Origin of the sequence: Leucobacter sp. L43 (genome assembly GCF_016597785.1) — a bacterium.
Lineage (GTDB): Bacteria > Actinomycetota > Actinomycetes > Actinomycetales > Microbacteriaceae > Leucobacter > Leucobacter alluvii.
Window position 1 is genome coordinate 31,677 of the sequence record NZ_JAENJG010000002.1, and the last position, 25,729, is coordinate 57,405.

A 25,729-nucleotide genomic window follows, 5' to 3' on the forward strand; every position below is an offset into this window, starting at 1 on the left:
TGAGCATGTCGGCACCAGGGCGCTCCGGAGAGGATTTCGGCGACGCTTCACCGCAGCGCCGGCTGACCCCGCTCGAGCGGACGATCGACCGCGCGGCGCACCGCCTCCTCGCAGGCAAGCCCGCGACGGGCGCCCGGGCGGTGCTCATCGAGGCCGCAGTGTTCCTGCTCAAGCAGGCGTGGGCGTGCATCTTCGGCGCGCTGATGCTCGTGGTGATCGTCGCCGCGCGCCTCTGGTACCCCGACGACGCCGGCCTCGCCCGGAATGACGCGATGACGATCGCGGCCGTGGCGATCCAGATCGGCATGCTGGTGTTCCGCCTCGAGAGCGGCCGCGAACTCTGGGTGATCGTGCTCTTCCACATCACGGGAACGGTGATGGAGCTGTTCAAGACCGATGTCGGATCATGGGCGTACGCCGCCGACGGGGTGCTGAGGATCGGCGCCGTGCCGCTGTTCAGCGGCTTCATGTACGCGGCCGTCGGCTCGTACATGGTGCGCGTGTACCGGCTGCACGACCTGCGCTTCACGCGGTATCCGCCGATCTGGGCGACCACCGTCGTCGCGGCCGCGATCTACGCGAACTTCTTCACGCACCACTACATCTTCGACGCCCGGTGGATCCTGCTCGCCAGCGTCGTGCTGCTCTGGGCCCCGACCGTGATGCACTTCCGCATCTGGCGGGCGACGCTCAAGGTGCCGCTCCTGCTGATCTTCGTCGGGGTCGCGCTGTTCATCTGGATCGCCGAGAACATCGCCACCCTCTCGGGTGCCTGGCTGTACCCGAGTCAGACCGACGGGTGGGAGCTCGTCTCCGGCCAGAAGATCGTCTCGTGGTTCCTGCTGATGATCATCTCGGTGGTCATGGTCACCTGGGTGTACCGGCCGAAGCGTCCTGAGGTCGCGTAGCCAGCGTCACCCGGCAAGTCTCTCGCGAACAGCTTCTGGCGAACGGCTTCTGGCGGCCCGTCTCTCGCCACCGCGCCTCGCAGCCGGTCGCTTACGCCGCGAAGACGAGCGCGAGTGCACCGAATCCGAAGACCGCGACTGCGACGATGCCGGCGAGCACCCAGAGTGCGAGCATGACCGCGTTCAGCCAGACGCCCCAGAGTGCGAGGGCGCGATCCTGCGTGCCGCGGCGCAGCGCGAGGATGCCGAAGACGAGGCCGGTGATGGGGGCGAAGAACGTCCAGCCGCTGACCACCGAGGCGATGCCGAGCACGAAGCTCGTGATCGAGAAGGCGCGGGAGTGCTCGTTGATGGTCACCGGGCCGCTCGGGAACGGTTCGGATCCGTTCGACGCGGCGCTGCTCGCCGCGAGGGGCGTCGTGTCGGTGACGAGCGGGTACGTCGGTGCCGTGCTGGACTCGGACGCGACGGTGGTCTCGGGGGTGATGGTGGCGCTCATGGCGGCTCCTCTCGTGGGCGGCGAACCGGGTGTTCGTCCGTGATACCTCAACGGTAGGTCGGAGCGGGGTACCGCCACATCCGCCCCGAGTATCGCGCGCGTAAGACCCCGGTACCGTGTCGAGCGGCACCGGGGTCAGGGGCGGGTCAGGGTCGGGTCAGGGGTCGCACCGGGGTTCTCCCCGGGTTGCACTCCGGGGGAGCGCTCAGGGATCGAACTCAGTGCGAGGCCTGCGACACGTCGGTGCCCTTGGGGGTCATCACGAACACGGCCACCGCGACGGCGAACATGACGAGGCCGCCGGCGATCCCGGTGGTCTGCATCGAGTGGGTGAAGGCGACGCCGGCCTGCTGGGCGAGCTCGGGGAGGCGCAGCTCGTCGGCGATGGAGACCGCGGCGCCGAGCGATTCCTCGGCCTGGCCCGCGAGTGCGCGATCCACGCCCTGCAGCGCACCCGATGCGATGAACTCGGCCCGGTAGAGGAGTGCCGAGACGCTGCCGAGAATCGCGACGCCGAGCACGGCGCCCAGCTCGTACGAGGTCTCCTCGATGGCGCCGGCGTTGCCGGCCTTCTCCTCGGGGGATCCGTGCATGATCATCGCCGAGGCGATCGCGAGCGAGCCGGTGCCGGCGCCCACGAAGCAGAGCGCGATGATCACGGTGAGGGTGGTGAGCGTTCCCGGCTGCAGGCCGATGATGAGCATGCCGACACCCGCGAAGCCGAGACCGCCGGCGAGCACGGAGCGCGCCCCGATGCGGCGAGCCAGCGCCGGGGCCGCGAGCGAGGCGAGCGCGCCGGTGATCGCGATCGGGAAGAGGCGGATGCCCGCTTCGACCGGGGACGCGCCGTCGACGAGCTGCAGCCACTGGGCGATGAGCAGGAGTGCGGCGATCATCGCGAACGTCGAGCCGAGGGCCGCGATGGCGCCCGCCGAGAAGACGCGGTTGCGGAAGAGGCTGAGGTCGAGAAGCGGCGACGCACTGCGCAGGCAGCGCACCACGAACCAGGCGAGCAGGGCGGCACCGGCGGCGAACGCGACGAGCGCCTCGGGCACGAGCAGGCTCGCCTCCTTGCCGAACGTCTTGATCGCCCAGACGAGCAGCGTCATGCCGACGAGAGAGAGCGCTGCGGCGAGGAAGTCCCAGCGGCCCGTGTGTGCGACGCGCGACTCGGGGAGGATCGCGATGCCAGCGATCACGCCGACGAGCATGAGCGGCACGTTCACGAGGAACGCCGCGTGCCACGAGAAGTACTCGAGCAGCAGCCCGCCGAGCAGCGGGCCGACCGCGGCGCCGAGGCCGGAGACGGCGGCCCAGATCGCGAGGGCGGTGGCGCGCTCGCGGGGGTCGGTGAAGATGACGCGGATGAGCGAGAGGGTGATCGGCATGATCATCGCGCCGCCGATGCCGAGGATCGCGCGGATCGCGATGACGGACTCGGCGTTGGTCGCGAACAGTACGAGCAGCGACGCCGCTCCGAAGATCGAGTAGCCGAGCAGCAGCATGCGCTTGCGGCCCCAGCGGTCGGCGATGGCCGCGAACGAGACGAGCAGGCCTGCGAGGACGAGCGAGTAGACGTCGATGATCCAGAGCTGCTGGTCGGAGGTCGGGTGCAGCTCGGCCGCCATCTCGGGCAGCGCGATGTTGAGGATCGTCATATCCATCGTGATGACGAGCAGGCTCGCGGTGAGCACGCTGAGTGCGGCCCAGCGGCGGGCCTTGCTGAGCGGGGCGAACTTCGGTGCGGTGCGCTGGTCGGACATGGTGGTCACGGTCTTTCCTCGGGTCTGTGTTCGGTGTGGCGTGCGGTGCGGGGGGAGCGGAGCTACGAGTTCGCGGATCCAGGCACCGGCATCGTCATGAGCGCTCGCATGATGCGCGTGAGCTCGTCGCGGCCGAGCGGGGTGCCGGTGAGCCCGGCGTGCATCGTGGCCCCGTCCATGAGCACCGCGAGGGCGACGGCCCGCTCTTCGCCGATCTGCGGCGAGAGCCGCTCGACGAGGCGCTCGGGCCAGCGCAGTGCGAGCGCGCGCAGTCGGGCGTCGGTCATGCCGCTCGTCATGAGCGCGATGTCGGCGTGCACCGTGCGCGGGTCTTCGAGGTAGGCGAGCATCTCGCCGATGATGGGCTCGGGGCGCTCGACCATCGTCGCGACGAACGGCTCGAGCCGCGCGATCGATTCGTCGATCTCTTCGGCGAGCTGCTGCAGGGCGCACTCGCGCAGGTCGTCGATGGAGCTGAAGTACTGGGTGGTCGAGCCGAGCGGCACGGAGGCGCGCTTCGCGACGGCGCGGTGCGTGAGGGCGGAGTGCCCCTGTTCCACGATGATCTCGGTCGCGGCCGCGAGGATCGCGAGGCGTCGTCCCTCCGGATCCCGACGGCGGGGAGCGGGCGGGCCAGCGGGTTCGGCTGCAGGTTCGTGCAAGTGCGACATGGCGGCTCCTTTCGTGGACGCGGGGGACGGCGGGTACCGGCGGTGGACGCCGCGGAATCTTACTGTACATGTGTACATGTACTTTTGTACAGGAGTGATTTCGGGGTCGGATTGCGAACCATTGCCAACCCCCTGCCAATGTCGCAGGTTGCAGGTAACGTGAATGATGCAGGTCGGCACGCTGTCGACCGGCCCGGAGACGGGCACGAGGGGAGTAACGAGATGGCGCAGATCAGTACGGCCGACCTCTACGACGAACGCGGCAGCGAGCTGCGATCGGTGTCGCTGCAGTTTCAGAACATCGGCGGCATGACCGGCTTCACCGGGCCGGTGCGCACGGTGCAGTGCTTCCAAGACAACTCGCTCATCAGGCAGACGCTCTCGAGCGACGGGCACGGCGCAGTGCTCGTCATCGACGGGGCGGGGTCGCTCGAGACCGCACTCGTCGGCGACCAGATCGCTGAGCTCGCCTGCGACAACGGCTGGGCGGGGCTCATCGTGAACGGCGCCATCCGCGATCGCGTGGCGATCGGCACCCTGCCCTTCGGCGTGAAGGCACTGGGGTCGAACCCGGCGAAGTCGACCAAGACCGGTGCCGGCGAAGTCGACGTGCCCGTCGAGATCGCTGGCGTGACGTTCCGCCCCGGCGCAACGGTGTGGTGCGACGACGACGGGATTCTGGTCGAGCCCTGACCCCGACCGTGCCTCACCGGTCGCTGCCCGGCACGCTCACACCTGCCGGGCGGCGAACGCGGTTGAGCAATAAGATGCGAGTATGACCGAGCGCTTCCGAGCACTGCTCCCGTTCGTGCCGTACCTCGCGGTGTCGCTCGCGCACGTCATCGCCTGCTTCGGGGAGTACGCGTTCGAGGGATGGACGAAGCTGCTGCTCATGCCAGCGCTCGCCGCCGGAGTGATCGCGTCGGCCGTGCTCGTGCCCGAGCTGCGCCTGCGCCCCACACCCGTCGGCGCGCTCGCGCTGCTGCTCGCAGCGATCACGTTCTCGTGGCTCGGCGACGGCGCGGCAACGTTCTTCCCGATGTTCGAGAGCGAGATCCCGATGATGCTCGCGTGCTTCGGCGTCGCGCACATCGCGTACATCGTGCTGCTGTGGCGTACGCGCGGCATCGCGAAACGGCGCCTGCCCGCGTGGAGCCTCGTCTACGTGCTCGCGTACCTCGTGCTCCTCGCGCTGCTGCTGCCGCACACGAAGTCGCTGTCGATCCCGGTGATGGCGTACGGGCTCGTACTCGTCGCCACCGCGGCACTTGCGACCCGGTGCGGCGCGGTCATCGCGTGGGGCGGCGCGTTCTTCCTGCTCTCCGACGCGATCCTCGCCTTTCGGCTCTTCGTGCCCGGCAGCACCACGTGGACGAGCGGCGTCGTGATGCTCACCTACACCCTCGGCCAGGGGCTGCTCGCCTACGGCATCGTCGCCGCACTGCGCAAACGCGCGGATCGGGGCGAGGCGGGACCCGCTACTCCTCCGGCAGGATCTTCAGCAGCTTCTTAACGCCGCGAATCGTCGTCGCGCCCGCGGCGCCCACGCGCACGCGCAGCTCGGCGTCGCTGGTGACGACGGTGGTGATCGATCCGCTCGCGCTCAGCGCCTCGACGGCGCTCACGATCGTGTCGTCGCCGGTCTCGGGGGCGCTCAGCACGCGGATCCGGTCGGTGCTGTCGATGCCGCGCGCGTTGCCCTCGACCACGACGATCCAGTCGGGGTAGACGCGGTCGAGACCCGGCACGCGGGGCTCGGCGAGGTCGAGGAACCCGGCGCGCACCCCGTTCGACGTTTCGAGGTACGCGTGCAGCCGGTCGCGGAGGCGCTCTGCGGCGCCGCGGCGATCCTTCCACCACCCGTTGGGTACGCTGCCGATGACGTTCGCAGCATCGACGATGACGGTCGGAGGCGGCCCGAGCAGCGGGCGCAGCAGCGGCCAGCTCGCGGCGAAGGCGGGGTGCAGGGGGAGTGCTTCGACGTGGTCGAGCGGCACCCAGGCGAGGGCGTGGCTCTCGGGGTCCGTGATCTCGGGCTCGAACTGGGCGACGACGTCGGCGACGAGCGTCGTGTACGTCCAGCCGCCGCGGTCGAGCACGTGGGTGTAGCGCGGGCGCACCGAGTCGTCGGGCACGCCCGCCTCCTCCTGCGCCTCGCGGATCGCTCCGTCGTTCGCCGACTCGCCCTCGTGGCGGGCGCCGCCCGGGATGCCCCAGGTGTCGCCGTGGTCGCTCCAGGTGACGCGGTGCTGCAGCAGGATCGCGTCGCGGGCGTGGTCGAAGGCGAGCAGCCCGGCGGCGCCGAAGCGGCCCCAGTAGCGCCCGCCATCGCCCGCCTCGATCCAGGCGTCTCCGGTGTCTCGCAGGTCGCTCATGGTCTCAGCGTATCTGCCGCGGGGCTTCGTGTGCGCGTTTGTGATGCCTCCTGGCGCGGGAATGCGGGGGTGGTGTATCGGTGTTGTGCTGGGAGTCGGGCGGTTTGTTGCCGCACCGTGCTGCGTGTGCTTGAGTGCGCGCGCTGTTTCGCCTGTTCTGGGATTCCAAGGAGGATTCATGTCGACCGATGTCGAGCCCTACGCCGCTGCCGCCGCCGATGCCGCCTCGCGGGGGCTTGCTGTTTCGTTCATCCCGCGCACGCCGGGGGAGCGGCCCGCGCTGGTCGAGGGCGTCGAGCTCGTGAAGACGATCGTGGTGCAGACGAAGGATCGCTTCGTGCTCGTGCTCACCCCCGTCGACGCGCAGTTCTCGTGGGCGAAGCTGCGGGCGCACCTCGGCGTCAACAAGCTGTCGCTGCCTGATGCGGATGGTGCGTTCGCGGCGACCGGGTATGTGCGGGGGACTATTACGCCGCTGGGAGCTGCGGGATCGTGGCCTGTCGTTGTCGATGCGCGATTGGCCGGGCGGCGGATCGCGATCGGGTCTGGGAGTGCTGAGTTTGGGGCGCTGGTGTTGGCCGATGAGCTGGTGGCTGCGTATTCTGCTGCGGTGGTGGATCTCGCTGCTGAGTGAGGGGTAGGTCTTTCCTTCTCGGCTCGCTCAGGGTTGGTGGCGCGCCCGGGTTTCTGCGGCACCGCCGCGATTTCCGGCCGTTGGTTCGATCCACCCTCTGAGTGTGGGTAATATAGAGGGGTTGCCTCGGCAGCGCAGGGCAGATTCTGGCCGGCGAAGCTGAAGAACAACGGGCTGTGGCGCAGCTTGGTAGCGCACTTGACTGGGGGTCAAGGGGTCGCAGGTTCAAATCCTGTCAGCCCGACAGAAAAGCCCTGATGAGAAGCGATTTTCATCAGGGCTTTCTTCGTTTTTTTGGGGCCGAATCCTGGTCATGTACCCGCAAATGTACCCGCAACATACTCTTGGTAACTGCCAGAAAGCCCGGCCTGAGTCGAATCTCGACCGTGGGCGAGTAGCTGCAAATATTCGTAGATCGCGCTCGCGGTCGGTTGACTAGCTGGGCGCTTGAATCGACTTGGCTGACGAATTGGACCAGTAAAGCGGCGAGTTCCCAGGTCCAAATGACCTGTTGGCTGGCGCACCTGACTATCGACTGGCAGTCAGCATTAGCTCAATCTGCTGATCTGAGCCCGGCGACTGGGCTTCTCGTCGCGACTAAGCACCTTGGTGTTCGTAGTGGGCGATGGTGTCGGCCAAGAGGAGGCTTCCAAGCAACCGGAGCGTAAGGCCCACTTCCTCCGGGTGGCTTGGCTGGCCCGTCAGATCCTGGGCGGCAGTTCTCTTGTTCGCGTCGAGAAGGCAGTCGACGATCGGGCTCTCCCGGACGACGATCTCGAATGCCTCACCGCCAGCGCCGGTGACCAGGATCAGCGCGTCGATCCCGTAGTCCTGGGTCGTGCGGTGATCTCTACCGGAGCATCCAATATCACGTCCGCCATCGTCGCGCAAACGACGTTGTCAAGGTGGATCGTGAACAGTTCGCCGATGGGCGAGGGGGCATGCTCGCCACCCTCGACGGCTCGTCCGCAGCGGCGGCCTCCAGTATCAGCCAGCACGTCGTTGACCGGCGGGCGAACAGCGTGCGCGCTGTTGACTCCAGCGACCCGAGCCTCATCGCCCCGGTCGCGGCCTCGCTCGCCCGTATCTGAGGCGACAGTTTCGCTGTCTGTCCACGAAGCAAAGCAGCGCGATCGTAGAGTCGCAAACCTAGGTGACACGACGCGCGTGCATCCCGAAAGCGAAAGTGCCTCGGAACGCTGAAGCGAGTCGGCTGTACTTGACCTGCCGCAATACAGTCTAATGATTCTTGGCATAGCAAACGCATAGCTTTGCCCTGCGAATCGCCGGTGCTCTGCATCATGCCTAGATGGCGAGAAGCACCGCGCCTACCTACAACTCAACAGGGTGATCCCAAATTGAAATATTTCAATCAGCCCGGCGCTCCACTGCGCCGAGCATCGCCGAGCTCCGGGGCTCGGCTGATGACGATGCTGGCAAGCAGCCTCGTGGCTAGCGTCTTCCTGACGCAACTTACGCCAATCGCAGCACTCGCGACACCAGCGGATCTTCCCGAGCCCGCCGCGGCCGCCGTGCAGGATCGCCCAGAGGAACCATCCTCCGCTGCCATCCCCGACACTGAGGATGCTGCATTAGCTCCGGACCAGCCCGCAGAAGCCATCGATCCCGAGACGGCTGTTACAACGTCCGACAACGATGCCGTTATCCCCACGCCCGACGGTGGCCGTTCCTACTTCCAGACTGGCGGCACGCAGGAACTTGACTATCGCACCATGATCAGCTTTGCTGACCTGCCTGACGCTGAAAAGTGCTCGCACTTCAGCGCCTGGGTACTTGCTACTGACGCTGATGGCAAATCCTCGTGGGCCGATATTGGACCTGACAGTGGTGAGACCGACGCGTTCGGGGAACCGCTGTACAGCTTGCAGCTCGACGAGACTGGCATGCGCTATCCGGGCGGAGAGCTCACCCTGGCGTACTACGGCAAGAAGTCCAACGGTTTCGAATGCTACGACATGGCTGACCCCAAAAGCGCCGACAGCCTCATCGCGTATAAGACAACCACGCTCAACATTGACTGGTCCCGACCAGAAATTCGCGACGTCTACTACAAAAAGAACCACAACGGCACAAACCAGATTCACTTCGAAGTTGACAAGCATTGGCGGAACTTCGACGGTTTCGCCACTGGCGGTGGTCTAGCCATCTTCAAGATCGAGAACTACGGCAACGCGAGAAGCCAAAATGTGAGCACCGCCGGCATGCCATGTATTGCCACCGATGAACCTGACCGCGAAGGCCGCACGTGCTACTTCAACCGCGCTATTCCTGCTGCTGGCGACGCCATCGGCGTCGCAGCCTTGCCAGCCGGCTACAACCTCGAAACTGTGACCAACTGGCCCCCTGTTGATGCAATCGACTACGGCGAAATTCTCAGCGCCTATCCCAAAAGCGTTGACGTGGATGCGACCCGGGCTGGCCCCACAGATAGCGCCAACTGCCTGAAGCTCTGTGCTGGCGATCCGATCGATACCCAGTCCGGCAATTTCTACGAAGAGATTTCCGACCTGCAGATTGATGGACGCATCGGCCTCGAGGTCACCCGTCGCTACGCGGTCGGGCTACTCGGCACCTCAGGTGCCTTCGGCAACGGCTGGGCGATGAACTACGACATGCACATCGATTCCAACGACTCGAGTAATGCGGCAACCGTTGTGGAGCCCTCCGGCAACCTCTCCCGCTTCGCCAACAACGCTGGCCAGTACGTTGCTCTCGCTGAGAACCTTCGGGCTGACCTGGCTAAGACTGACAGCGGCTGGGAGTTCTCCCGCTGGGATGAGAACCTCATTTACGTCTTCGACGAGAAGGGCCAGCTCACCTCGATCAAGGACAACAACCGCAACACTGTCACCGTCTCCCATGACTCTGACGGGCGTGTTTACTCGGTCTCCGAAGGAGATCGCACGCTGACATTTGCATGGGACGACGAGCTGCTTGCTTCGGTCACCGATCACACGGGACGAACCGTCAGCTACGACTACGTCGACGGCAACCTGATTTCCGTCACTGACCCAGGCGGCCACACCGCTGAATACATCTACGATGCACAAGGCCGCGTCACCGCGATGACTAACGCTACGGGCGATGTCACCGCCAATACCTACGACGAGCAGGGCCGTGTCATTAAGCAGACCCTCCCGAACGGCCAAGTCCTCGACTTCAGCTACGGGACGCTCAAGTACGAACGGCAGACCAACACTGTCGTCTCCGGCGACGTCATCAAGACCTACGTCTACGACGAGCGCCAACGAATTCGGGAGTTCACCGACTCCTCGAACCCGACTGCTGCGTTCTCGCGTGACTATGATCTCGCGAGCAATGTGACCGATGAAGAACTCATCGACGGATCACCTAAGAGTTACGCTCACACCTACGCTGACGGCAACCTCGTGAAAACCACTGGAAGCACTTTCGGCCGCACCGTCTCATATGAATATGACGACGAGCACCGGCTGACCGCGACTGTCGACGTCATGGGTATACGGACTGAAACCACTTACGACGACCGTGGAAACGTAACGCAAACCAAAGTCATCCCCACTGACGACAGCGCTCCGCGTGTCACGTCCTATGAAGTCGATGCCAAAGGTGACGTCACCGCCGTGACTAATCCGCTCGGCGGACGCACGGATCTTGTCTACGACAGCGCTGGCCAATTGACCTCGCTGACCGATCCAACAGGTGCAATCACCACACACGCCTTCGATGAACTCGGCCAGCTGGCCGAGACCGTGTCGCCAGGTGGCAATGTCGCTGGCATCACCGCCGAGAAGAAGGCGAAGTTCGCCACCAGCTACGACTACGACTCGGCGGGCAACGTCCTCTCGGTCATCGATGCAGCAGGCACCACGGCGTACCAGTACGACGCACAAGACAATCCCACGTCGGTCACCGACAACCGGGGCAAGACGAAGAATGCCGTCTACGACGCTGGAGGTAATCCCACAAAGATCACCTACCCTGACGGATCTACTGACGAGTTCGCCTACGACCGCGACACTGGCCTTCGCTCGTCGTGGAGGAACCCGCAGGGCTTGGTCACCACGTACGAATACCAGAACGGCACAGTCATCACGACCTTGCCCGACGGTGAAACCAGCACCGTCGAACAGAAAGTGTTGTCCAGCTCGGTCGACACCGTGATTACCGACAGCAAGTTCCCCGATGGCCACACCGTCACCTCGGAGCGCGCGAGCAGCTTGGACGTCAGCCCCGGAATCGGTCAGCCAAGCCATCAGATCGAGTTCGACAAGGCTGGGCGCATGATCGAGGAAACCCATAACAGGAACAGCGTGTTCTATGCGTATGACGGCTTTGGACAGCTGACATCGAGGACTGGCGGCGACCGCGACGTCTCCTACGAATACGACGCTGCCGGCAACCTCACCAAGACGATCTATGCCGATGGCACCGCAGTGTCCCATGAGACCGACCTGGCCGGGCGAACCACCAAGATCATCGGCTGGGATGGCGAAGCCTACGACTTCACGCACACCCCGGACGGCCAGATTGACTCGATGTCCTCGAGCAGTGGGCTGGGCTACGCCACCGAGCACGATGGGCTGCGCCTGTCATCCAAGACCTGGAAGGACGCCTCCGGCGTTGTCCTGAAGAACTTCGGCTACCAGTACGAGGCCTCTGGCCTCATGAGATCGGACTCCATCGACGCGACTGAGCGACAGTTCGGCTGGAACGACAACGGCGCTCTGGCAACGATCGATCAGGACAGCATCACCTGGGATGGCCGCCTGCTCACCGGCACCGGCCAGCGCGAGCTCGCCTACGAGGCAGCTTCCGGGCGACTGGCCCAGTCCGCAGACGGCGACGACACCACTTCGTACGAATACGACGCACGGGGAAACCGGACGACAGCCACCGCCGATGGACTGTCGATTGGCTACACCTGGAACGCATTGAACCAGCTGACCAAGGTGGGCGACACCACCTTCGCCTACAGTGCCGACGGAATCCGCACGAAGGTCGGCAACGCTGTCCAGGTCTACGACCAAGGACTGAAGCTCTTGTCCGATGGCGAGATGAAGTACCTATGGTCGCCGGATGGCGCTCTGCTGGCCCAGGCTCCGCTGGAGAGCACTGATCCAAGCCAGACTCAGCAGGCCGTCACCGATGGCATGAACTCGGTCCACGCGGTGCTCAACCAGGACCTCGCAGTCCTCTCCGAGTACACCTACACCGCATTCGGCGAGCGTTTGCTCACCGCGGGGGCTGATGTGAGCGCCATGGGCTTCACCTCCGAGCAACACGATGACTCCGGCCTGATCTACCTGCGCTACAGGTACTTGGATCCGACCGTCGGTCAGTTCATCAGTGTGGACCCGCTGATCGGCTCCACGCTGGATCCCTATGGCTACGCCAGCGGCAACCCGCTGCAGCTGTCTGATCCGCTGGGGTTGCTCACGATGAAGGAGATCATCGAACCGCTTTATGAGCACTCCAGCGAGTGGTCGACGTGGATGGGAGGGCTTTCTTTCTCGAGTCAGTTCATTCCTGGGCTCAAGTCCATGTCGAGCACGTTTGCCATCGCGAGCGTGGCGTTTGGAGGCATCGCGACCTACAGGAGCTTCAAAGACGGCGACCCATGGGGTGGCATCAAAAACGGCATCGCAACGGCAGTGAGTGGAGCGGCTATTGCGATTAAGCCTCTAGGAGCGTCGCAACAAGTAACAGACAGCGTGGCGTTGGCGGACAACGCCATCCTCGGAGCGACAGTTCTCGAAAGCGAGGTGTGCTGATCATGAACAAAATACTGCTCACGTTCGCAGCGATGCCGGTGCACTGGTTCAATCAGAGATACAACGCACCGACATCGCAAGCCTTGGCCCGGCAGTGGCGTGAACAGCTCCGCGTCCCTAACGCAGAGTTAACCGCCAACGAGAAGCGTCAGCGACTCGTAGCACGCTGTGACACTGTCCAGGCAGTCCGGCGAGGATTCTTCCTGTGGATTGCGTTGGTGTTCATTGCCTTGGTCGGAGTGCTCGCCCTCGACTCGATCGCTCAGATGCCGCTTACGCAAGCTCTTGCCGATGCTGTGACATTCATCTTCCCGATCCCTCTGGGAGCGCTGTTCACCCTCAATTTCAAGTTTGAGGCCGTCCAACGCCAACTGAAGCGATTCGGGAAGCTCGATGGTGTTCGACAAGCGGCCTACCAGCCATCGAAGCTGGCCAACCCGAGTGACTTCGACTTCATCCTCGGGCTGCCGGTCATGATCTTCTTCTGGATGCTCATCTGGGTCGGGAGTGGTGCGTAGGGAAACAGCCTGCGTCATCATTCCAGTAGCCGCGAAAAGCCTTCTCTGCATCCACACGCAGGGAAGGCTTTTCTTGTCTTTGACTACTCGTCGCTCCTGTCGTGTCCCCGACGGCCGCTAGGGTGAAGCCATGCCACGCGCCTATGGATTCCGCGTCTTCACCGTCGAAGCGTTCATGAACCGCAAGAAGGATCAGCAGCCGCTGGACTGCTCGTCGTCCTCGAACGTGCGGAACGAGATCGCGGAGCTACTCGAACGCCTCGCTGCCAGGAACACGCTCCGGTTCCCGCCGAGGGAGCCAGTGGACGGCGAGCCCCAGAGGCCGACTCGCACGGCAACGCTTACCGGCCCCGTAGAGATCAGTTCCGAAGTGATCCACCTCGAGCTCGCCGTCGGCGAGACCGGTAGCCACGGGTATGCCACGCACGTCGTCGAACCGCCGATGAACATCAAGGATCGGTCCGCCGAGCAGCCCCACCGCATCACGCTGGTGTTCTCTCCCGAGAGCGCGTCACGGTTCGTCGTCGTGTGCCAGACCATCCACAAGCGCGACGCCGTGCGCCGGTTCTTCCAGCTGTTGACCAACGAGGGCCTGAGGAAGAAGCAGGAGATCCAGGCCGACCAGGAGCGGCAGCGGGAGATCGCGCGTGCCGCGGGGGAGAGACCCCCTTCTGCTGCAGGGGTGCCCCGGCTGCTCTTCGACTACAAGCAGGCCGCCGACAATGCTTTCCTCGAGGAGATCCTCAGTGGGGCCAAATCCGCTGCGGCGACGTTCACCAGCCGTGTCGCGTCGAACCGGGGCGGAGCCGCTGATCGCGTTGAACGGACGCTAAAGATCAGTTTGGTCGATGAGAATCAGCGTCAGATCGCTCCGGCTGTCGGTCGCTCGTGGTGGGGACGCATGCGCGAAGGCCACTCCATCAGCGCCCATGAGGGAGTGTCGGAGGTCTCTGCTTTGCTCGAGCAGGAGCACCTGCTCGCCGAGGATGAGGGGGACCGCTATGACAAGGTGTCACTCAGTATCAAGAGCGAGGCCAACGAGACGACCACTATCGCCGTGGACACCTTGCGCGACGTGTTCACCTACCCGGTGTCCGACGGGGAACCCAGCATCCTCTATTACTACGAGAAGGTTGCTGCCAGGCTGCACACGATCGCGATGCAGGACGGCCTGCATCTCAGCAGGCTCGATCCGTATGAGGTGGAGGAATGTCTGAGCGCTTCGATCTTCGGCCACTAGTCCGCGGACTCCGCGAAGGGCTCAAGCTCCGCCGTGCTCGCGCTCAGGACGAGAAGCCGGACCGCTGGACGCGAGTCATCCTCTTCGGCGTTCCGGCAGCCGTGATGATCCTGATGGTCGCGTTTCGCGTCGAACTTACCAAGGCCGATCAGCTGCTCGCCGGCGCTGCTCTGCTGTCGGCTGCGCTGATCGGTGCCTTCGCCCAGATCGTCACTTGGCGCGAACGGATCCTGCGTCGAAACCGCGAGGTCGAGAGGATCAAGGTACGCGCACTCAACGAGGCCGGCGCGCATGTCTTGGCGTCCCTGGTCATGTCGGTCGTGCTCACGGTGTCCGTTTTCGTCCTCGCCAACCTGGTGCTCGACTGCGCCCCGCTCTACGTGCACGTCATCGCCTGGATCCTGAGCGGTATCAGTGCCGGAAGCTTCGCGTACGTAGCCCTGTCGCTGGTCATCGTGGCGAACCTGCTCTGGGACGCCTTCGAGCGGGAAGAACACGACATCATTGACGAGAACCCGCCCCAGTTCCCTTCAGCGCTTTGAGGTCACGGCCCCGTGGCTCGAGCGCCTGGCCCACCTAGCCTGCTGGCCGGAGCCTTTGAATCAGGGTCGCGGCGGAGTGCCGCCCTCGGGCTTCACCTCGACCACTAGTCCAAGTGCATCAGCGATTCGACGAAGAGTCTTCACCGATGGCTCCTGACCCAGTTCAATCCGCGACACAGTTGGTCGGGACACTCCAGCTTGCTTGGCGAGATCACCTTGCGACCAGCCGTGACCGAGGCGAGCAGTCTGGACTGTCTTGCCGAATCCTCGCGCTTCACCAGGCGCGCGGCTCATTAGCCAACCTCGAGCATGACCAGACGATCGAGAGCCGCATTTCTCTCGGCGATGATGGTTCTCATCGTCGTTTCCATGTACTCCCAATCAGGTTCGCCAGATGAGGTCGCGGGCAAGAAGACCGTCTCGTCTTGGAAAACTGTTCCATTACGCTTCCACGAAAAGCTGTAGTTATAGCGCTCGACGCTCTTGTCAAGACATGCCACAAGGAACAGCCCATTCAACTCATTCAATCGCGGATGGTAACCCAGCTGCAGATCACCGCTACCAACGAACGGGGTTGCCTGATACGTATTGCGACCGACTCCTCCATTGCCGTTGCAGATCATTGCGATGCAATTGCCCTCACTCGTCAGCGACCCGTCCTCGTCCTGCACACCTCTGACGTAGCCATTGTTGGCATAACTCGCTGCGATGTACGGAACATCTCCATCCAAGAACGATCCTGCTCCGGTGCCATTGCCGCGGATAATCTTCGTGAACAAGTCGGTGACTTTGAATTCCAGCCACTCGGTTGTATCAACAGCGTGGGCGGGTTTGTCGGGCACAGCCGAAAGCACTGCCAAGGCATGCTCCCGTTTATCCATAGTCTCACGCATGAACGTCTCCATGAACCCCCAGTCAGGCTCGCCGGCGAGCGTGATCGGAAGCCGAACGGTCTCGGCCTTCAGCGTGTCGGCTGAGCGCTTCCAGGCGAAGTTGTACCCGAATACGTCGACACTCTTGTCGAGGCAAGCAACGAGAAAGAGACCGTTCCAAACGTTTAAGCGCGAGTGATACCCCAGCATTAGTTTCACGCTACCTACGAACGGGTCTGCCTGGTAGGTGTTTCGGCCGATGCTGCCGTTGCCGTCGCAAATGAGTGCGATGCAGTTTCCGTCGCTAGTCAGCGAGCCATCAGGGTCCTCAACATAACGCAATCTGCCATTGTTCAATGTGCTAGTCCCGACATACGGCAGGCTTCCGTCGGCAAGCATGCCCACGTTTCCACACTTGCCGTGCTCCATGCGCTCGAAGAAGTCCACGACCCGAAATTCACCCCACGAGCTTGTGTCGATGCGCTTCACTTTGGTACTTCCACCTGCACCGCAGAAGTCGTCTCGGTTACTTCCGCCGAGTACATCGCGATCGCCCCCAAGCGTTCACGTGCGCTTTTCGGATCGACGCCGCGCAGATACATTGCATAATCCATCGCGGTGCGCGCAATGTCCTCCTTCGTGAGGACAAACGGCTTCGCCGGTGCCTGCCAGCTGAGGCTTTCCGCGGGGTCAACCCACTGGCCCGTGCCGAAACGACTATCATCGTGCCGTTCGATCGCATCGACCCAGTAATCCTCGAGCGCAGGCCATTTGCCGCGAACGTCATGGCGGCCTTGGTTCTTGACGGTGATCAGACCGTCGTCCTCAATATTGACGGCAAAGAACTTCTTCCCATCTTGCGGCTTTCCCGCCTCGAAGATGAAGATGCTCGTGCTTAGGCCGATCCCAAAGAAGAGGTTTTCCGGGAGCTTGACGACCTTGAGCAAGCGATGGTTCCGCTGGATGCGGGACGTGCGCCCCTTGCTTGTCTTGTCAAGCTTCTTGTCTGGCAATATAAACCCGCATAGAGTGCCTCGTTCCACACTGCTGAGGACGTTCTCAACGATCTCCATGCACCCGAACTTGTTTTCATACGGCGGATTCATCAGCACCTTTGTGGCTCGAGTCTGCTCGATCCAGCTACCCGCCGACTCGGTCCTGGCGTCCATGTGAACAAGGTTTGTTTTGCCGTCTTTGTGGATTAGCATGTTCGCGCACGCCAGAGCGTAAATCTCTCGGTCGAACTCGATGCCGTAAAGTTGCCGAGCCTTAATCTGCTTCGCTTTGGTCGTGTTCACACCTCCGGCCTCGCGAATCATGTTACTCATAGCCTTCACAAGGAAGGACCCAGAGCCAGCACACGCGTCCAGCACACGATCATTCTTGTCGACGCCGAGCAGCCGGTACATGAAACCCGTGACGTGGTCAGGTGTGAAGACCTGACCCGACTCGCTCTTCTTCTTATACCGGTTGAACTCGTTGAAGAATATGGCCATCACATCTTCGCCGTTCCACGCGTTCGAGTTGATCAGGCCAGAAATCTCCGTAACCCAGTCAATAAAGTCCCCGATCAGGTTCGTAAGGCGAGCGACTGCGCGCGGGTCGTCCACGTCTGTCGAGACGTTCATCTTGATGTCCGAATACACCTCGGACAGCAAAGAGAGCTTCGCGTTCTGCTGCAGATCCGCCCGGATCGCCTTGTTCAACGCGTTCAAGATGCCATTGTGGAACTCGCTGTAGTCCATGCCGCGAACGAGGACAGCATCGTACCTCCGAGCGACCAGAGCGCATGCCGTGAAGATCATACGGTGGTATAGGTTTTTGATCCCGAAGTCGCCATGGAGTGAATTATTGATGCGCTGAGTTAGCTCGTAAATCCGTGCCTTATCAATGGGTCGATCAGTGAGCTTGGAGAAGTAGTACTCCTTGGGCTGGAGTTCATCAGGCACGTCCAGAGGCTTTCCATTGACGAATGCCCGAGTGCGCTCCCCGTCGTACACGAGACCGACGACGAGGTCGTACTGCGTGCGAACGGTGGCGCAATACTTCTCCACCTGGACCCGCAGCGCCGGGGCGTCGATCGACATAGAGTCGGTGGCCTTAGTTTCAAGTACCAGCGCGACCGTGCCTTTGTCGATGGGAAGGTACCAGCCGTCAGGCTTGTTGGAAGCACCCTCACCCTTGAAGCCAAGCTGATTCATGGTCGTGATCTGACCGACCCCGCTTCTGGCGACCTTTGTGGAAACCCCCGCCAATCCGAGAATTTCCGATGCTAGGTCCCGTACCTGATCTTCGGTTCTCAAGTAGGCTCGCTTTCAGATTGATTGCATCATTTAGTTGTCAATCACACTACTGCAATGACTGTAGGCGCTCGAACGGGTCCACCAGGATCTGGACGCCGTGCTCGGGCACACGAATCGATTCTCGCGCCGTGCCGGTCCGAGCCGAAGGCAGGATCCGGCTCATAGTCGCCGCCACATACCGAGCTCGTGCGGTACCGATCATCGGCAGGCACTCGGATCTGCACGCCGTTCAGGCGACCGATGTCCACGCACTCCGTGGCACTGAGCCTATCGGGCACCACGCCATTTCAGGCTGTCGCGTAGCTTGAGAGCATGTGCTGGGAGGATGTTCAGATGGCTGGCAGATCAACGTCGGACGAGCACTATGTCCTAGACCTCTGCGACGACGTCCTCGGTGCCCACGGCCTCAGGCAGTCCACGTTCGAGTGGCTTCGCGGTGATCCCTCGCCGAAGCGTCCCCTGGGCACCAAGCTGCCGGTGGACGCGTACTGGCCGGCGCTGAAGCTCGTGGTGGAGTTCCAAGAGGAGCAGCACTCGCAGCCGTCGCCGTTCTTCGATCGCCGCCAGACCGTGTCTGGCGTTGGCCGGGGGGAGCAGCGCCGGCTCTATGACGCGCGCAAGCGGGAACTGGTGCCCCTGCATTCGCTCCGCCTCGTCGTGATCGAGAAGTCGGACTTCCTCGTGCGCTCGAAGCGCATCGTGCGGAATCGGCACGTCGACCACGACATCGTCCATCGGCATCTCGTGGTCGGCGCGCTCAACGAGGAGAACTTGCGATGACGCTGACGCTCGGCCCCATCCTGGGCAGCGCTGGTCTGGATCCCAGCCAGGTGCAGGTCATCCGCCACGCCTACGTGCGCGAACACGAGGACTCGGGGCTCCGGGGCATCCATGCGGATTCGACCGACGACGAGATCCTGGTCTACACGGCCACGCAGTCGGCCAACCCGCGGGTCTTCCCGGTGGCTCCGCCGGCGCTCTGGGTTGTCTTCCTTCGGGAGGGTGGCGACCGCGCCCGGCTCTGGGGCGTCGTGGAGAACCGAGGCGAGCTGTCCAACGACGGTGTGCTGCGCGGATTCGACCTTTCCGTCTCTGAGCACCTGGCGGACCTCAGGAACAGGCTGGTGATCGGATGGCGGTCGCCGCGCACGTGGAGGCTCAACGGGCCGACGGCAGCCGGGTATCCCGTGATGGAGATCGCCGACGCGCAGCCCGTCCCATTCCCGGGATTCGACCGACTCATCCTGGACCATGCGCAGCTGCAAGCTGTCATGCGGGAGCACCGCTACGCGGCGTGGCGCACGGCGTTGTCCTCGGTGGTCGGCATCTACCTGATCACCGACACTCTCGACGGACGGCACTACGTGGGCAAGGCCGATGGTGCCGAGAGCATCCGCCAGCGCTGGAACGCCTACGCCACCAACGGCCACGGCGGGAACGTCGAGCTGCGAGGCCTGGACCGCTCGACTTTCCGGTTCTCCCTGCTCCGCGTGTTTGATCCGTCGACACCGACGCGGGAGATCGATGCGGCAGAGAGCCACTTCAAGCAGGCGCTGGACACGCGAAGACATGGCCTGAACCGGAACTGACCCGGATACCGGTTCGCGCGCGAACTGGCGTCACACTTCGGCAGACACCATGCGCTGTGCGCTGTAGACATGGGGCTCTGCCTGTTCGAGCAGAGCGACGTCGATGAGGGTGATCGTCGGGAGCGGGATCTCGCCGGCATCAGCGGTTCGCAAGAGCTTGTATGGCGTCACCCAGACGAAGCAGTCCACGCCGGACTGCCTCATCACGTCCACGAAAGCCGCGTCGGCAAACCATAAGTGCGGCCTGTCCGTGCCAGGACGTCCGAATGCGCCCAGCGTCTCGTAGTAGGCCGTGGCCTCATCGAAGATCAGGAACCCGAGGTCGAACCCCGGCCGCTCTTTCCGGTACGCATCCACCTTGCGAGAATGATCGGAGACGGTGCGCGTGAACTGCTCGACGTAGGCCCGGTAGTTGTGATCCTGGTCGGTCGGGAGCCCGCTGCTCACGGAAGCTGTAACGGTTACGTCCTTGTGGACCTTGAGACCGAGCTCCTTGATCTCCCGGAGCACAGCACTTTCGCGTGCTCGCGTCCTGTCTTTCTTGCCGGGCCGCGGGTGGTCATCCACCGCCATCGCTTCCAGGAGGATCGACGAAGCGAGGTCCTCGAAATCGGGGCGTTCACGCTGGTCAAGGTCCCCGCTGCGAAGGGACGCCAGGGACTTGTGGGCCAGCTCGCTCTCCGCCGGGTAGAAGCACACTGCCGAATTGTCGACGTCAGATGCGAGGTCGACGATGTCCTGCTCGTTCTTGTAGGTGAGCTTCATGCTCGTGCGGAGCTTTCAATCGCTGCCGATTCGCGACGCGGACTCGCGCTTTCGAACATCGACAGTTCCACGCCCTCCAACAACAACCCCGGCTCCACGTCCAGCGCAGTGGCGATCTTGACCAGCGAGTGCAGGCCCACCAGGGCCCGGCCTGCCTCGTAGGACCGGATGTTCGCGCTGTCGATCCTCGTCTTCGAGGCGAGGTCATCGATCGTCAAGCCTCGGCTCTTGCGCAGCGAGGTGACGGTCGCGCCGATGTGTGCCGCAGCGGGGGAGGGAATCCTGGCCATGACACCAGTATGAGGTACTTGTGCCCGGTGTGAGACAAGAGGCGACCTCCGACGCCAAAGTACGGGCTGTGAGACCATTCCGAGCAACGTCGATCGCCTCAGTAGTCTGGCGTGATGAATGACAAGACGCCATGGGGGCAATCGACGGTCGGCGTCTTCGTGATCCAGGGCATGATCGGCCCGATCATTGGAGCCGTCGTGGGCGCACTAGTGGCGTTGTCGCTTGCGCAACCGGAGAAGGTCGACTGGGGTCGCGTCGCGCTTGTCGCGCTTGTTGTGGCGGTCGCCGTCTTCCTTCTGTTGTCCTTGATCCTTCGCAAGCTGCGGCGTCTGGCGTGGGGGAGTATTGGCAAGTTTCTGAAGTGGATCCGCGGTCTGCGTGTAACCACCCGCAAGGTACGTACGAATCTGATGCAGGCCGGCTACGACAAGCGAAGCGAAGAGGTCACGAACGAGCGCAGGTTGTCACCACGTCCTCGCTGGCGCGTCACCCATAACGATGGGGACGAGTGGATCTACGTGCACAATTCAGGTTATGGGGTCGATGACGTTGTGGTCCACGCGGATCCAGAGCTGTTCGAGTTCGCTGACGGTGCTGAACAGGGCTTCATCAAGGGAAGGCTCGGGGACAACGGTCGTGGCGGATCGAGTGGCAAGCAGGTAGCGGGTCGGTTGACCAAACGTGGCCAGCGAGAGGGCATCACATTTACCTTCGCCTGGACAGACCAGCTGGGGGACGCACAGCCGAGGACGGAGGTTGATGATCTTCCCATCTCGGCAACACTTCCGGCGCGACCCCTCAAGCCGTTAATGCAACCAACATGGCAGATCGGACGGCCGAAGCAGAACCCTGCGAAGGACGTTTTTCTGCTGGTTAACGGCGCAGATGGGTTCGAATGCACGAACGTGGTCATCGACGCGGAACCCTCCTACTTCACGTTCATCCTCAAGCGTGAGTTGGGTGACCTAGCTGGAATCGGCGGTTTGCGTTTCGCAGGACGACCGACTGAAGCAGGCAGAATGCTCGGGGTGACCTTCACGATCAGCTACAACGACGTCAACGGCGACGAACACACTGACTATCTCCCGATGGAGTTCGGCAGGGGCTGGTGATTCTGAGCGCTGACTCTGGCGGTCGATTGGTCACGGTCCGTGGTCGCAAGGCGCGTGATAGCCATCGAGTTGGCGGTGCCGTGCGCCGCCGGTGGTTTACTGTGCGGCGATGTGTTCCCACGTGGCGCTGTATGCACCAACGCTCTTCTGCATGTCCTGGTAGAAGTCCCATCCCTGATCGCGGCCGGTGAAGATGCGCTCGTGGGTCGCACCGCTCTCAGCGACGGAACGCCAGGTGACGCGATAGTTCAGGCTCGCGTCCTCAATGCCACTGGTTGGCTCGTGCCGCATCGCATGCTCCCTCTCGTCGTCGGGCAGGAAGATCTACCGGTCTCTTTCTACTGTTCCCGGCTCGGCGGCGCAAGGAATGGCAACGAGCCGAAGCTCGAATCAAGCTTCAGCGCACAAGCACAGCAACGATCGGTCGATGGTCTGTGCCTCCGCTGTCGACGGGGGAAATAACCCAAGCATCGACTACCGACCATGCAGCGCCGACCAGCACATGATCGATCGGCGAAGCCAGCCATGCAGGGATCGTGGACGGCCAGGTGCCGACTGCGGCGGTCCTCGCCTCGATGGCCGCATCTTGGCAGGCTCCGAGGTCCAGGTGGTCGGTGGTGGCGTTGAGATCGCCCGCGATGATGACATCTGGCCCCAGGACCTCGCACTGGTCGGCGATCCAGCGTAGGCCCGCACTCCAGTCGTCCATGCTCTCCGGCAGGGGCGGGGCTGGATGAGCGGCAACAATTGCCGGGCCGTCCCCATCGACCGGACGCCATACGCCGCTCGGGAGGCCGGGAGTCGAGCCAGCAGAAGCGTCGAGCTCGTATGAACCAAGGTCGTCGGCGACAAGCAACGACGTCGGGATCCACGACTCTTCGGCTGTACCTTCTACCGCGCGGGTGGTCGCCGAGTTCATCCGCATGCCGTCAAGCGCGACGAGCCCGGCGACTTCGGCGGCCGCATCTTCGTCCATCTCCGGCAGGCTCACGACATCGGCTTGCACCTCGAGGATGAGCTCGGCGACGTCGGCGGGCGAGGTGGCTCCGCCTTGGGTATTCCAGACCAGGACCGTGAGATCGCCGTCTGGTAGTCCTGCAGCGTCCGTCCCAGGGCTTCCGCGGCCCAGAAGCACGCCGGCGTTGGCGGCGCTTGCGACAAGAGCCATGATCGCCATCCCTGCGGCAATGCTTGCCCACAGCCGGGCCCGGCGGCGCAGCACAAGGAACAGAACTGCAGCAACGATGGCAGCTAACAGGAGAGCGAGAGCCAGCGGGGCGCGGAACGCAATGAGCTGCGCGATGCCGGGCAGGCGCTGCGCGCCGAATGCCTGCGGCCAGGCCAGCAGGACCGCCACGGGGATGCCGACCAGCAGCGTGATGATCAGGCCGGCAAGCCCCGAACGGGCGCTGCTTGTTGCCGAGGCTCGTTCCTGTTCCGGAGCTTCGGCGACGCCCTCTACAGGCCCCATGTCGGCTGGCTGCCTCCCGGCGACAGCAGCGCTGCTGATCCGGCGAAGATCAGCGCGATCGCAATGATGGGCACTACCACGACGAGAACTCGCGAGGCAGTGCTTCGCTTGCGCCATGTCCAGATGCCCCGCGCTACCAGCCATAGCAGCAATCCTGCTGCGATGGCGAAGAAGAACAGCCCGATGGTCACACCCAGCGGGCTCTCCGAGACCTCCCAGTGGTAGGTCGTGCCGAACTCCCACGGCCGCCACACGAGGCCTGCCATGCCGATCCAGAACGAGCCGATCAGGCCCGCAATGACGGCACCGAGCCCGAGAACGATCGGGGCGATCTGGCCTTCGCCTTGGCTATTCGCCACGGCTGCTCCCACATGCGTCGCTGTGTTCATCGCTGGTCCTCGAACGGGTCGACGATGCTCTGAACGCCGTGCTCGGGGCAGACGAACGCCATGCGCGCCCCTTGGCCGTCGACGCTGATGCTGGGGTCGGGGTAGCAGTCTGCGCCGCACTCGGCGCACGTCCGATAGTCGTCGCTGGTGGGCATACGGACCGGCACGCCGTCCGGGCCGTCGAACTCGTCGTACTCCATGGAGCCGACTCTATGCGAACCGCCCCTCAGACGGCCTGGGGCCCGCACGTGTTCACTACACTGGCCGGCAAGGAGGTCCCGATGAGCGAAGGCGACGCAGGAAGCGAGACGCCAGCGCCTGTCCAGAGCAGGGAAGATGCCTTGGCCCTGATCGAGAAGGGGCAACAGCTCGCTGGCCACTTCCCCTCCGAGGAAGCCCTGGACCGCGCGCGTCGCCTCCTGGACGGCACCATCACGCAGGAGCAGGGCCTGCAGGAGCTCAACGCCAAGTACAAGCGCACCTGAGCGCCAGCGTCAACCGCAAAGCTCACCCTGGACAAGCAGCCGGTCACGACGTATCCCCAGCCCCGGCGCGTCAAGGCATGGGTCAGGTTCGGGCCGCAGCCGGCGCGCGTCAACGCTCTGCTGTTGCGCAGCACTGACACCGCCGTCGGCATCGAGTTCACCATCGCCGAGAAGACCTACCGCTGCTGGGTCTGGGGCAACGCCGTGGAGCTGGTGGGCTCGGTGCGCTGAACAGAGCTCGGGTGAGGGCGATGAGTAACCTCGAGGATATGAACGACCCCACCAAGCCAGGATCTGACGGGAACGATGACCGCGAAGAGAAGCTCCCGCCGATCTGGTCTGCGGACGGCCACACGTGGGTGCCGACCACGTGGAAGGCTCTACTCGTCGTGGCTGTTGGTGCCATCGCTGTCGGCATGTTGATCGCATGGCTCTCATGAAGCGTGACTACGAGCCAGGCACATCGCTCCAGCAGCAGCCGGCGTGGAAGTTCTGGCTGAGCATCCTGTTCTGCTTCCTGCAGGTGGCCGTGGGCCTGCCGGCCCTGGGGTACTTGATGCTTCGAGGGCTTGGCTGCGGACAGGGGTGCGCCGCCGCGGGTTTCGGCTACACCCTCTATGGCTTCGCCATTTTCGGCTTCGCAGTCGCACTCTCAAGCATCGTGCTGCTGTTCCTGCTCAATAAGCGAACCTGGGCCTGGATGATCCCCGGTGTCGCAACCCTGATCATCATCGTCGGATTCTTCATCACGAACAGTGCTGTGGACACTCTGCTGACGAAGTGAGAGCGCGATCGTCTCAGTACTCAGGCTGCGTCTGTGATCGGCGTCAGCATGCTCGGCACTGTGGCGATCAGGGCTTACCTTGCTGTCACGAAGACGCCCGAAGGCCGAGCTCCTGGTGAACGAGCTCCCGGTACACCGAGGCGCTGTTTCGGTGCTTGCCGCTGGCTGACCCTGAGTAATGCGTGATCCGCAAGATCGACTCGGGGCTGATGCCGGTCTGGCTCTCAATCAACTTGGCGCGTCTGCTGACCTCGCGGTAGCAATGGCCGCCGATGCACACGATCGTGTCAACATCTGCAAGTTGGTTCACCTTCGCGATGAGATCCTCAACGGCAAGCTGAACCAGCTCCGACTCTGGGCGTACCAGCGCGGAGTTCGATTGCCAGATGCTCGGGTGCAGGTCCGTCATGTACGCGCCCCAGTAGGGAGTGCCGCGGAACGCGTGCGCGAGGAAGATGTCGTTGTGTCCCGCTGGAGCGTGGAAGTTGGACCACTTTGGCCTGTTCGCGAGACCAGTCTCTGTGCCGCCCGGATTGAGGGCCACGATGATCGCACGGCCGTGAACATCCTCAAGCGCATTCGCCGTGGGGAAGGTCTGCTTGCCGGTGAGCTCTCCGGAGTCGTCAAGCTCCCAAACTGCCCAGGAGTCGATCGACGTGTGATCGGCCATTTTCGCGAAGAGGTCCATGGGACAGATCATCGCATACGGGCCGCAAGATAGGGATTGAGGTAGACCATGGTGTC

Annotated in this window: 30 protein-coding genes and 1 tRNA gene; 16 read left to right on the forward strand and 15 right to left on the reverse strand. The window is 63.4% G+C overall.

The features are described from left to right. Positions 1-5 precede the first annotated feature (5 nt). Complete coding sequence (locus tag JE033_RS09385; protein ID WP_200331178.1) at positions 6-908, forward strand: DUF817 domain-containing protein; 903 nt, start codon at positions 6-8, stop codon at positions 906-908. A 91-nt stretch (positions 909-999) separates the two neighbouring features. Here JE033_RS09385 and JE033_RS09390 read toward each other — a convergent pair whose 3' ends face one another. The 3 genes from JE033_RS09390 to JE033_RS09400 form a co-directional block, all read right to left on the reverse strand. Further along, the gene (locus tag JE033_RS09390) at positions 1,000-1,407 is read right to left on the reverse strand and encodes a DUF4190 domain-containing protein (protein WP_234037421.1); all 408 of its coding nucleotides are present in this window, start codon (positions 1,405-1,407) and stop codon (positions 1,000-1,002) included. Between the two features lie 218 nt (positions 1,408-1,625). Continuing rightward, positions 1,626-3,170, reverse strand: a complete 1,545-nt coding sequence (locus JE033_RS09395) for an MFS transporter (RefSeq protein WP_200331877.1) — start codon at positions 3,168-3,170, stop codon at positions 1,626-1,628. Positions 3,171-3,232: 62 nt separating this feature from the next. Continuing rightward, positions 3,233-3,841, reverse strand: coding sequence for a TetR/AcrR family transcriptional regulator (locus JE033_RS09400; protein WP_200331179.1), 609 nt, complete (start codon positions 3,839-3,841; stop codon positions 3,233-3,235). Between the two features lie 222 nt (positions 3,842-4,063). Between JE033_RS09400 and rraA the strand changes: the two genes are divergently transcribed. Together rraA and JE033_RS09410 are read left to right on the forward strand one after the other, a co-directional pair. After that, the gene (gene rraA / locus JE033_RS09405) at positions 4,064-4,534 is read left to right on the forward strand and encodes a ribonuclease E activity regulator RraA (RefSeq protein ID WP_090151234.1); all 471 of its coding nucleotides are present in this window, start codon (positions 4,064-4,066) and stop codon (positions 4,532-4,534) included. Between the two features lie 82 nt (positions 4,535-4,616). Beyond that, positions 4,617-5,354 (forward strand): lysoplasmalogenase family protein, encoded by a 738-nt coding sequence (locus JE033_RS09410; RefSeq protein ID WP_200331180.1) that lies wholly within the window; start codon positions 4,617-4,619, stop codon positions 5,352-5,354. Here the strand turns inward: JE033_RS09410 and JE033_RS09415 are convergent. After that, positions 5,320-6,216 carry an NUDIX hydrolase gene (locus tag JE033_RS09415; RefSeq protein ID WP_200331181.1) on the reverse strand — a complete coding sequence of 299 codons (897 nt, stop codon included), beginning with the start codon at positions 6,214-6,216 and terminating at the stop codon, positions 5,320-5,322. The two genes, JE033_RS09410 and JE033_RS09415, sit on opposite strands and share 35 nt — an antisense overlap. A 178-nt stretch (positions 6,217-6,394) precedes the next feature. Here JE033_RS09415 and JE033_RS09420 point away from each other — a divergent pair, with 178 nt between their 5' ends. Beyond that, positions 6,395-6,850 (forward strand): aminoacyl-tRNA deacylase, encoded by a 456-nt coding sequence (locus tag JE033_RS09420; protein WP_200331182.1) that lies wholly within the window; start codon positions 6,395-6,397, stop codon positions 6,848-6,850. 170 nt (positions 6,851-7,020) lie between these two features. Beyond that, positions 7,021-7,094 (forward strand) — tRNA-Pro (locus tag JE033_RS09425). 353 nt (positions 7,095-7,447) lie between these two features. Here JE033_RS09425 and JE033_RS09430 read toward each other — a convergent pair. Beyond that, the gene (locus tag JE033_RS09430) at positions 7,448-7,741 is read right to left on the reverse strand and encodes a hypothetical protein (RefSeq protein WP_200331183.1); all 294 of its coding nucleotides are present in this window, start codon (positions 7,739-7,741) and stop codon (positions 7,448-7,450) included. A 14-nt stretch (positions 7,742-7,755) separates the two neighbouring features. Here JE033_RS09430 and JE033_RS09435 point away from each other — a divergent pair, with 14 nt between their 5' ends. The 5 genes from JE033_RS09435 (at position 7,756) to JE033_RS09455 (ending at position 14,924) form a co-directional block, all read left to right on the forward strand. Beyond that, positions 7,756-7,941: a hypothetical protein gene (locus tag JE033_RS09435; RefSeq protein WP_200331184.1), complete on the forward strand. Its 186-nt coding sequence runs from the start codon at positions 7,756-7,758 to the stop codon at positions 7,939-7,941. 357 nt (positions 7,942-8,298) lie between these two features. Further along, positions 8,299-12,624 (forward strand): RHS repeat-associated core domain-containing protein, encoded by a 4,326-nt coding sequence (locus JE033_RS09440; RefSeq protein ID WP_200331185.1) that lies wholly within the window; start codon positions 8,299-8,301, stop codon positions 12,622-12,624. A 2-nt stretch (positions 12,625-12,626) separates the two neighbouring features. Then, positions 12,627-13,142, forward strand: coding sequence for a hypothetical protein (locus JE033_RS09445; protein WP_200331187.1), 516 nt, complete (start codon positions 12,627-12,629; stop codon positions 13,140-13,142). A gap of 130 nt (positions 13,143-13,272) precedes the next feature. Continuing rightward, positions 13,273-14,382 carry a hypothetical protein gene (locus JE033_RS09450; protein WP_200331188.1) on the forward strand — a complete coding sequence of 370 codons (1,110 nt, stop codon included), beginning with the start codon at positions 13,273-13,275 and terminating at the stop codon, positions 14,380-14,382. Positions 14,383-14,486: 104 nt separating this feature from the next. After that, on the forward strand, positions 14,487-14,924 hold the full coding sequence (locus tag JE033_RS09455; protein WP_200331189.1) for a hypothetical protein: 438 nt from the start codon (positions 14,487-14,489) through the stop codon (positions 14,922-14,924). 60 nt (positions 14,925-14,984) lie between these two features. On the opposite strand, the gene JE033_RS09460 is transcribed toward JE033_RS09455, so the two are convergent. From JE033_RS09460 to JE033_RS09470, 3 genes are read right to left on the reverse strand one after another with little or no spacing between them, the layout of a single operon-like run. Next, positions 14,985-15,218, reverse strand: a complete 234-nt coding sequence (locus tag JE033_RS09460; protein WP_200331190.1) for a helix-turn-helix transcriptional regulator — start codon at positions 15,216-15,218, stop codon at positions 14,985-14,987. Continuing rightward, positions 15,218-16,285, reverse strand: coding sequence for a hypothetical protein (locus JE033_RS09465; protein WP_200331191.1), 1,068 nt, complete (start codon positions 16,283-16,285; stop codon positions 15,218-15,220). The genes JE033_RS09460 and JE033_RS09465 overlap by 1 nt, the downstream gene beginning before the upstream one ends. Beyond that, positions 16,282-17,997, reverse strand: a complete 1,716-nt coding sequence (locus JE033_RS09470) for a class I SAM-dependent DNA methyltransferase (protein WP_200331192.1) — start codon at positions 17,995-17,997, stop codon at positions 16,282-16,284. The genes JE033_RS09465 and JE033_RS09470 overlap by 4 nt, the downstream gene beginning before the upstream one ends. A gap of 435 nt (positions 17,998-18,432) precedes the next feature. Between JE033_RS09470 and JE033_RS09475 the strand changes: the two genes are divergently transcribed. Next, entirely contained in the window at positions 18,433-18,879 is a 447-nt protein-coding gene (locus JE033_RS09475) for a hypothetical protein (RefSeq protein ID WP_200331193.1), read from the forward strand. Beyond that, positions 18,876-19,688 (forward strand): GIY-YIG nuclease family protein, encoded by an 813-nt coding sequence (locus JE033_RS09480; protein WP_200331194.1) that lies wholly within the window; start codon positions 18,876-18,878, stop codon positions 19,686-19,688. Before JE033_RS09475 ends, JE033_RS09480 begins: the two co-directional genes overlap by 4 nt. A gap of 30 nt (positions 19,689-19,718) precedes the next feature. Here the strand turns inward: JE033_RS09480 and JE033_RS09485 are convergent, their stop codons facing one another. Both JE033_RS09485 and JE033_RS09490 read right to left on the reverse strand, forming a co-directional pair. Then, positions 19,719-20,453, reverse strand: coding sequence for a hypothetical protein (locus JE033_RS09485; protein ID WP_200331196.1), 735 nt, complete (start codon positions 20,451-20,453; stop codon positions 19,719-19,721). Continuing rightward, positions 20,450-20,743, reverse strand: coding sequence for a helix-turn-helix domain-containing protein (locus JE033_RS09490; protein ID WP_200331198.1), 294 nt, complete (start codon positions 20,741-20,743; stop codon positions 20,450-20,452). The genes JE033_RS09485 and JE033_RS09490 overlap by 4 nt, the downstream gene beginning before the upstream one ends. A gap of 114 nt (positions 20,744-20,857) precedes the next feature. Between JE033_RS09490 and JE033_RS09495 the strand changes: the two genes are divergently transcribed. Further along, positions 20,858-21,856, forward strand: coding sequence for a hypothetical protein (locus JE033_RS09495; protein ID WP_200331200.1), 999 nt, complete (start codon positions 20,858-20,860; stop codon positions 21,854-21,856). A 96-nt stretch (positions 21,857-21,952) separates the two neighbouring features. Here JE033_RS09495 and JE033_RS09500 read toward each other — a convergent pair whose 3' ends face one another. The 4 genes from JE033_RS09500 to JE033_RS09515 form a co-directional block, all read right to left on the reverse strand. Further along, positions 21,953-22,147, reverse strand: a complete 195-nt coding sequence (locus JE033_RS09500) for a hypothetical protein (RefSeq protein WP_200331201.1) — start codon at positions 22,145-22,147, stop codon at positions 21,953-21,955. A gap of 106 nt (positions 22,148-22,253) precedes the next feature. After that, complete coding sequence (locus JE033_RS09505; protein ID WP_200331202.1) at positions 22,254-23,327, reverse strand: endonuclease/exonuclease/phosphatase family protein; 1,074 nt, start codon at positions 23,325-23,327, stop codon at positions 22,254-22,256. Continuing rightward, positions 23,315-23,716, reverse strand: coding sequence for a hypothetical protein (locus tag JE033_RS09510; RefSeq protein ID WP_200331203.1), 402 nt, complete (start codon positions 23,714-23,716; stop codon positions 23,315-23,317). The genes JE033_RS09505 and JE033_RS09510 overlap by 13 nt, the downstream gene beginning before the upstream one ends. Then, on the reverse strand, positions 23,713-23,916 hold the full coding sequence (locus JE033_RS09515; RefSeq protein WP_200331204.1) for a hypothetical protein: 204 nt from the start codon (positions 23,914-23,916) through the stop codon (positions 23,713-23,715). The genes JE033_RS09510 and JE033_RS09515 overlap by 4 nt, the downstream gene beginning before the upstream one ends. Positions 23,917-23,997: 81 nt before the next feature. On the opposite strand from JE033_RS09515, the gene JE033_RS09520 reads away from it, so the two are divergent. The 3 genes from JE033_RS09520 (at position 23,998) to JE033_RS09530 (ending at position 24,985) form a co-directional block, all read left to right on the forward strand. After that, positions 23,998-24,201: a hypothetical protein gene (locus JE033_RS09520; protein ID WP_200331205.1), complete on the forward strand. Its 204-nt coding sequence runs from the start codon at positions 23,998-24,000 to the stop codon at positions 24,199-24,201. A 269-nt stretch (positions 24,202-24,470) separates the two neighbouring features. Then, the gene (locus JE033_RS09525; protein ID WP_200331206.1) at positions 24,471-24,641 is read left to right on the forward strand and encodes a hypothetical protein; all 171 of its coding nucleotides are present in this window, start codon (positions 24,471-24,473) and stop codon (positions 24,639-24,641) included. After that, a complete protein-coding gene (locus tag JE033_RS09530; protein WP_200331208.1) occupies positions 24,638-24,985 on the forward strand; it encodes a hypothetical protein in 348 nt (115 codons plus the stop codon). Before JE033_RS09525 ends, JE033_RS09530 begins: the two co-directional genes overlap by 4 nt. Before the next feature lie 85 nt (positions 24,986-25,070). On the opposite strand, the gene JE033_RS09535 is transcribed toward JE033_RS09530, so the two are convergent. Continuing rightward, complete coding sequence (locus JE033_RS09535; protein ID WP_200331210.1) at positions 25,071-25,673, reverse strand: hypothetical protein; 603 nt, start codon at positions 25,671-25,673, stop codon at positions 25,071-25,073. Positions 25,674-25,729: the final 56 nt, after the last annotated feature.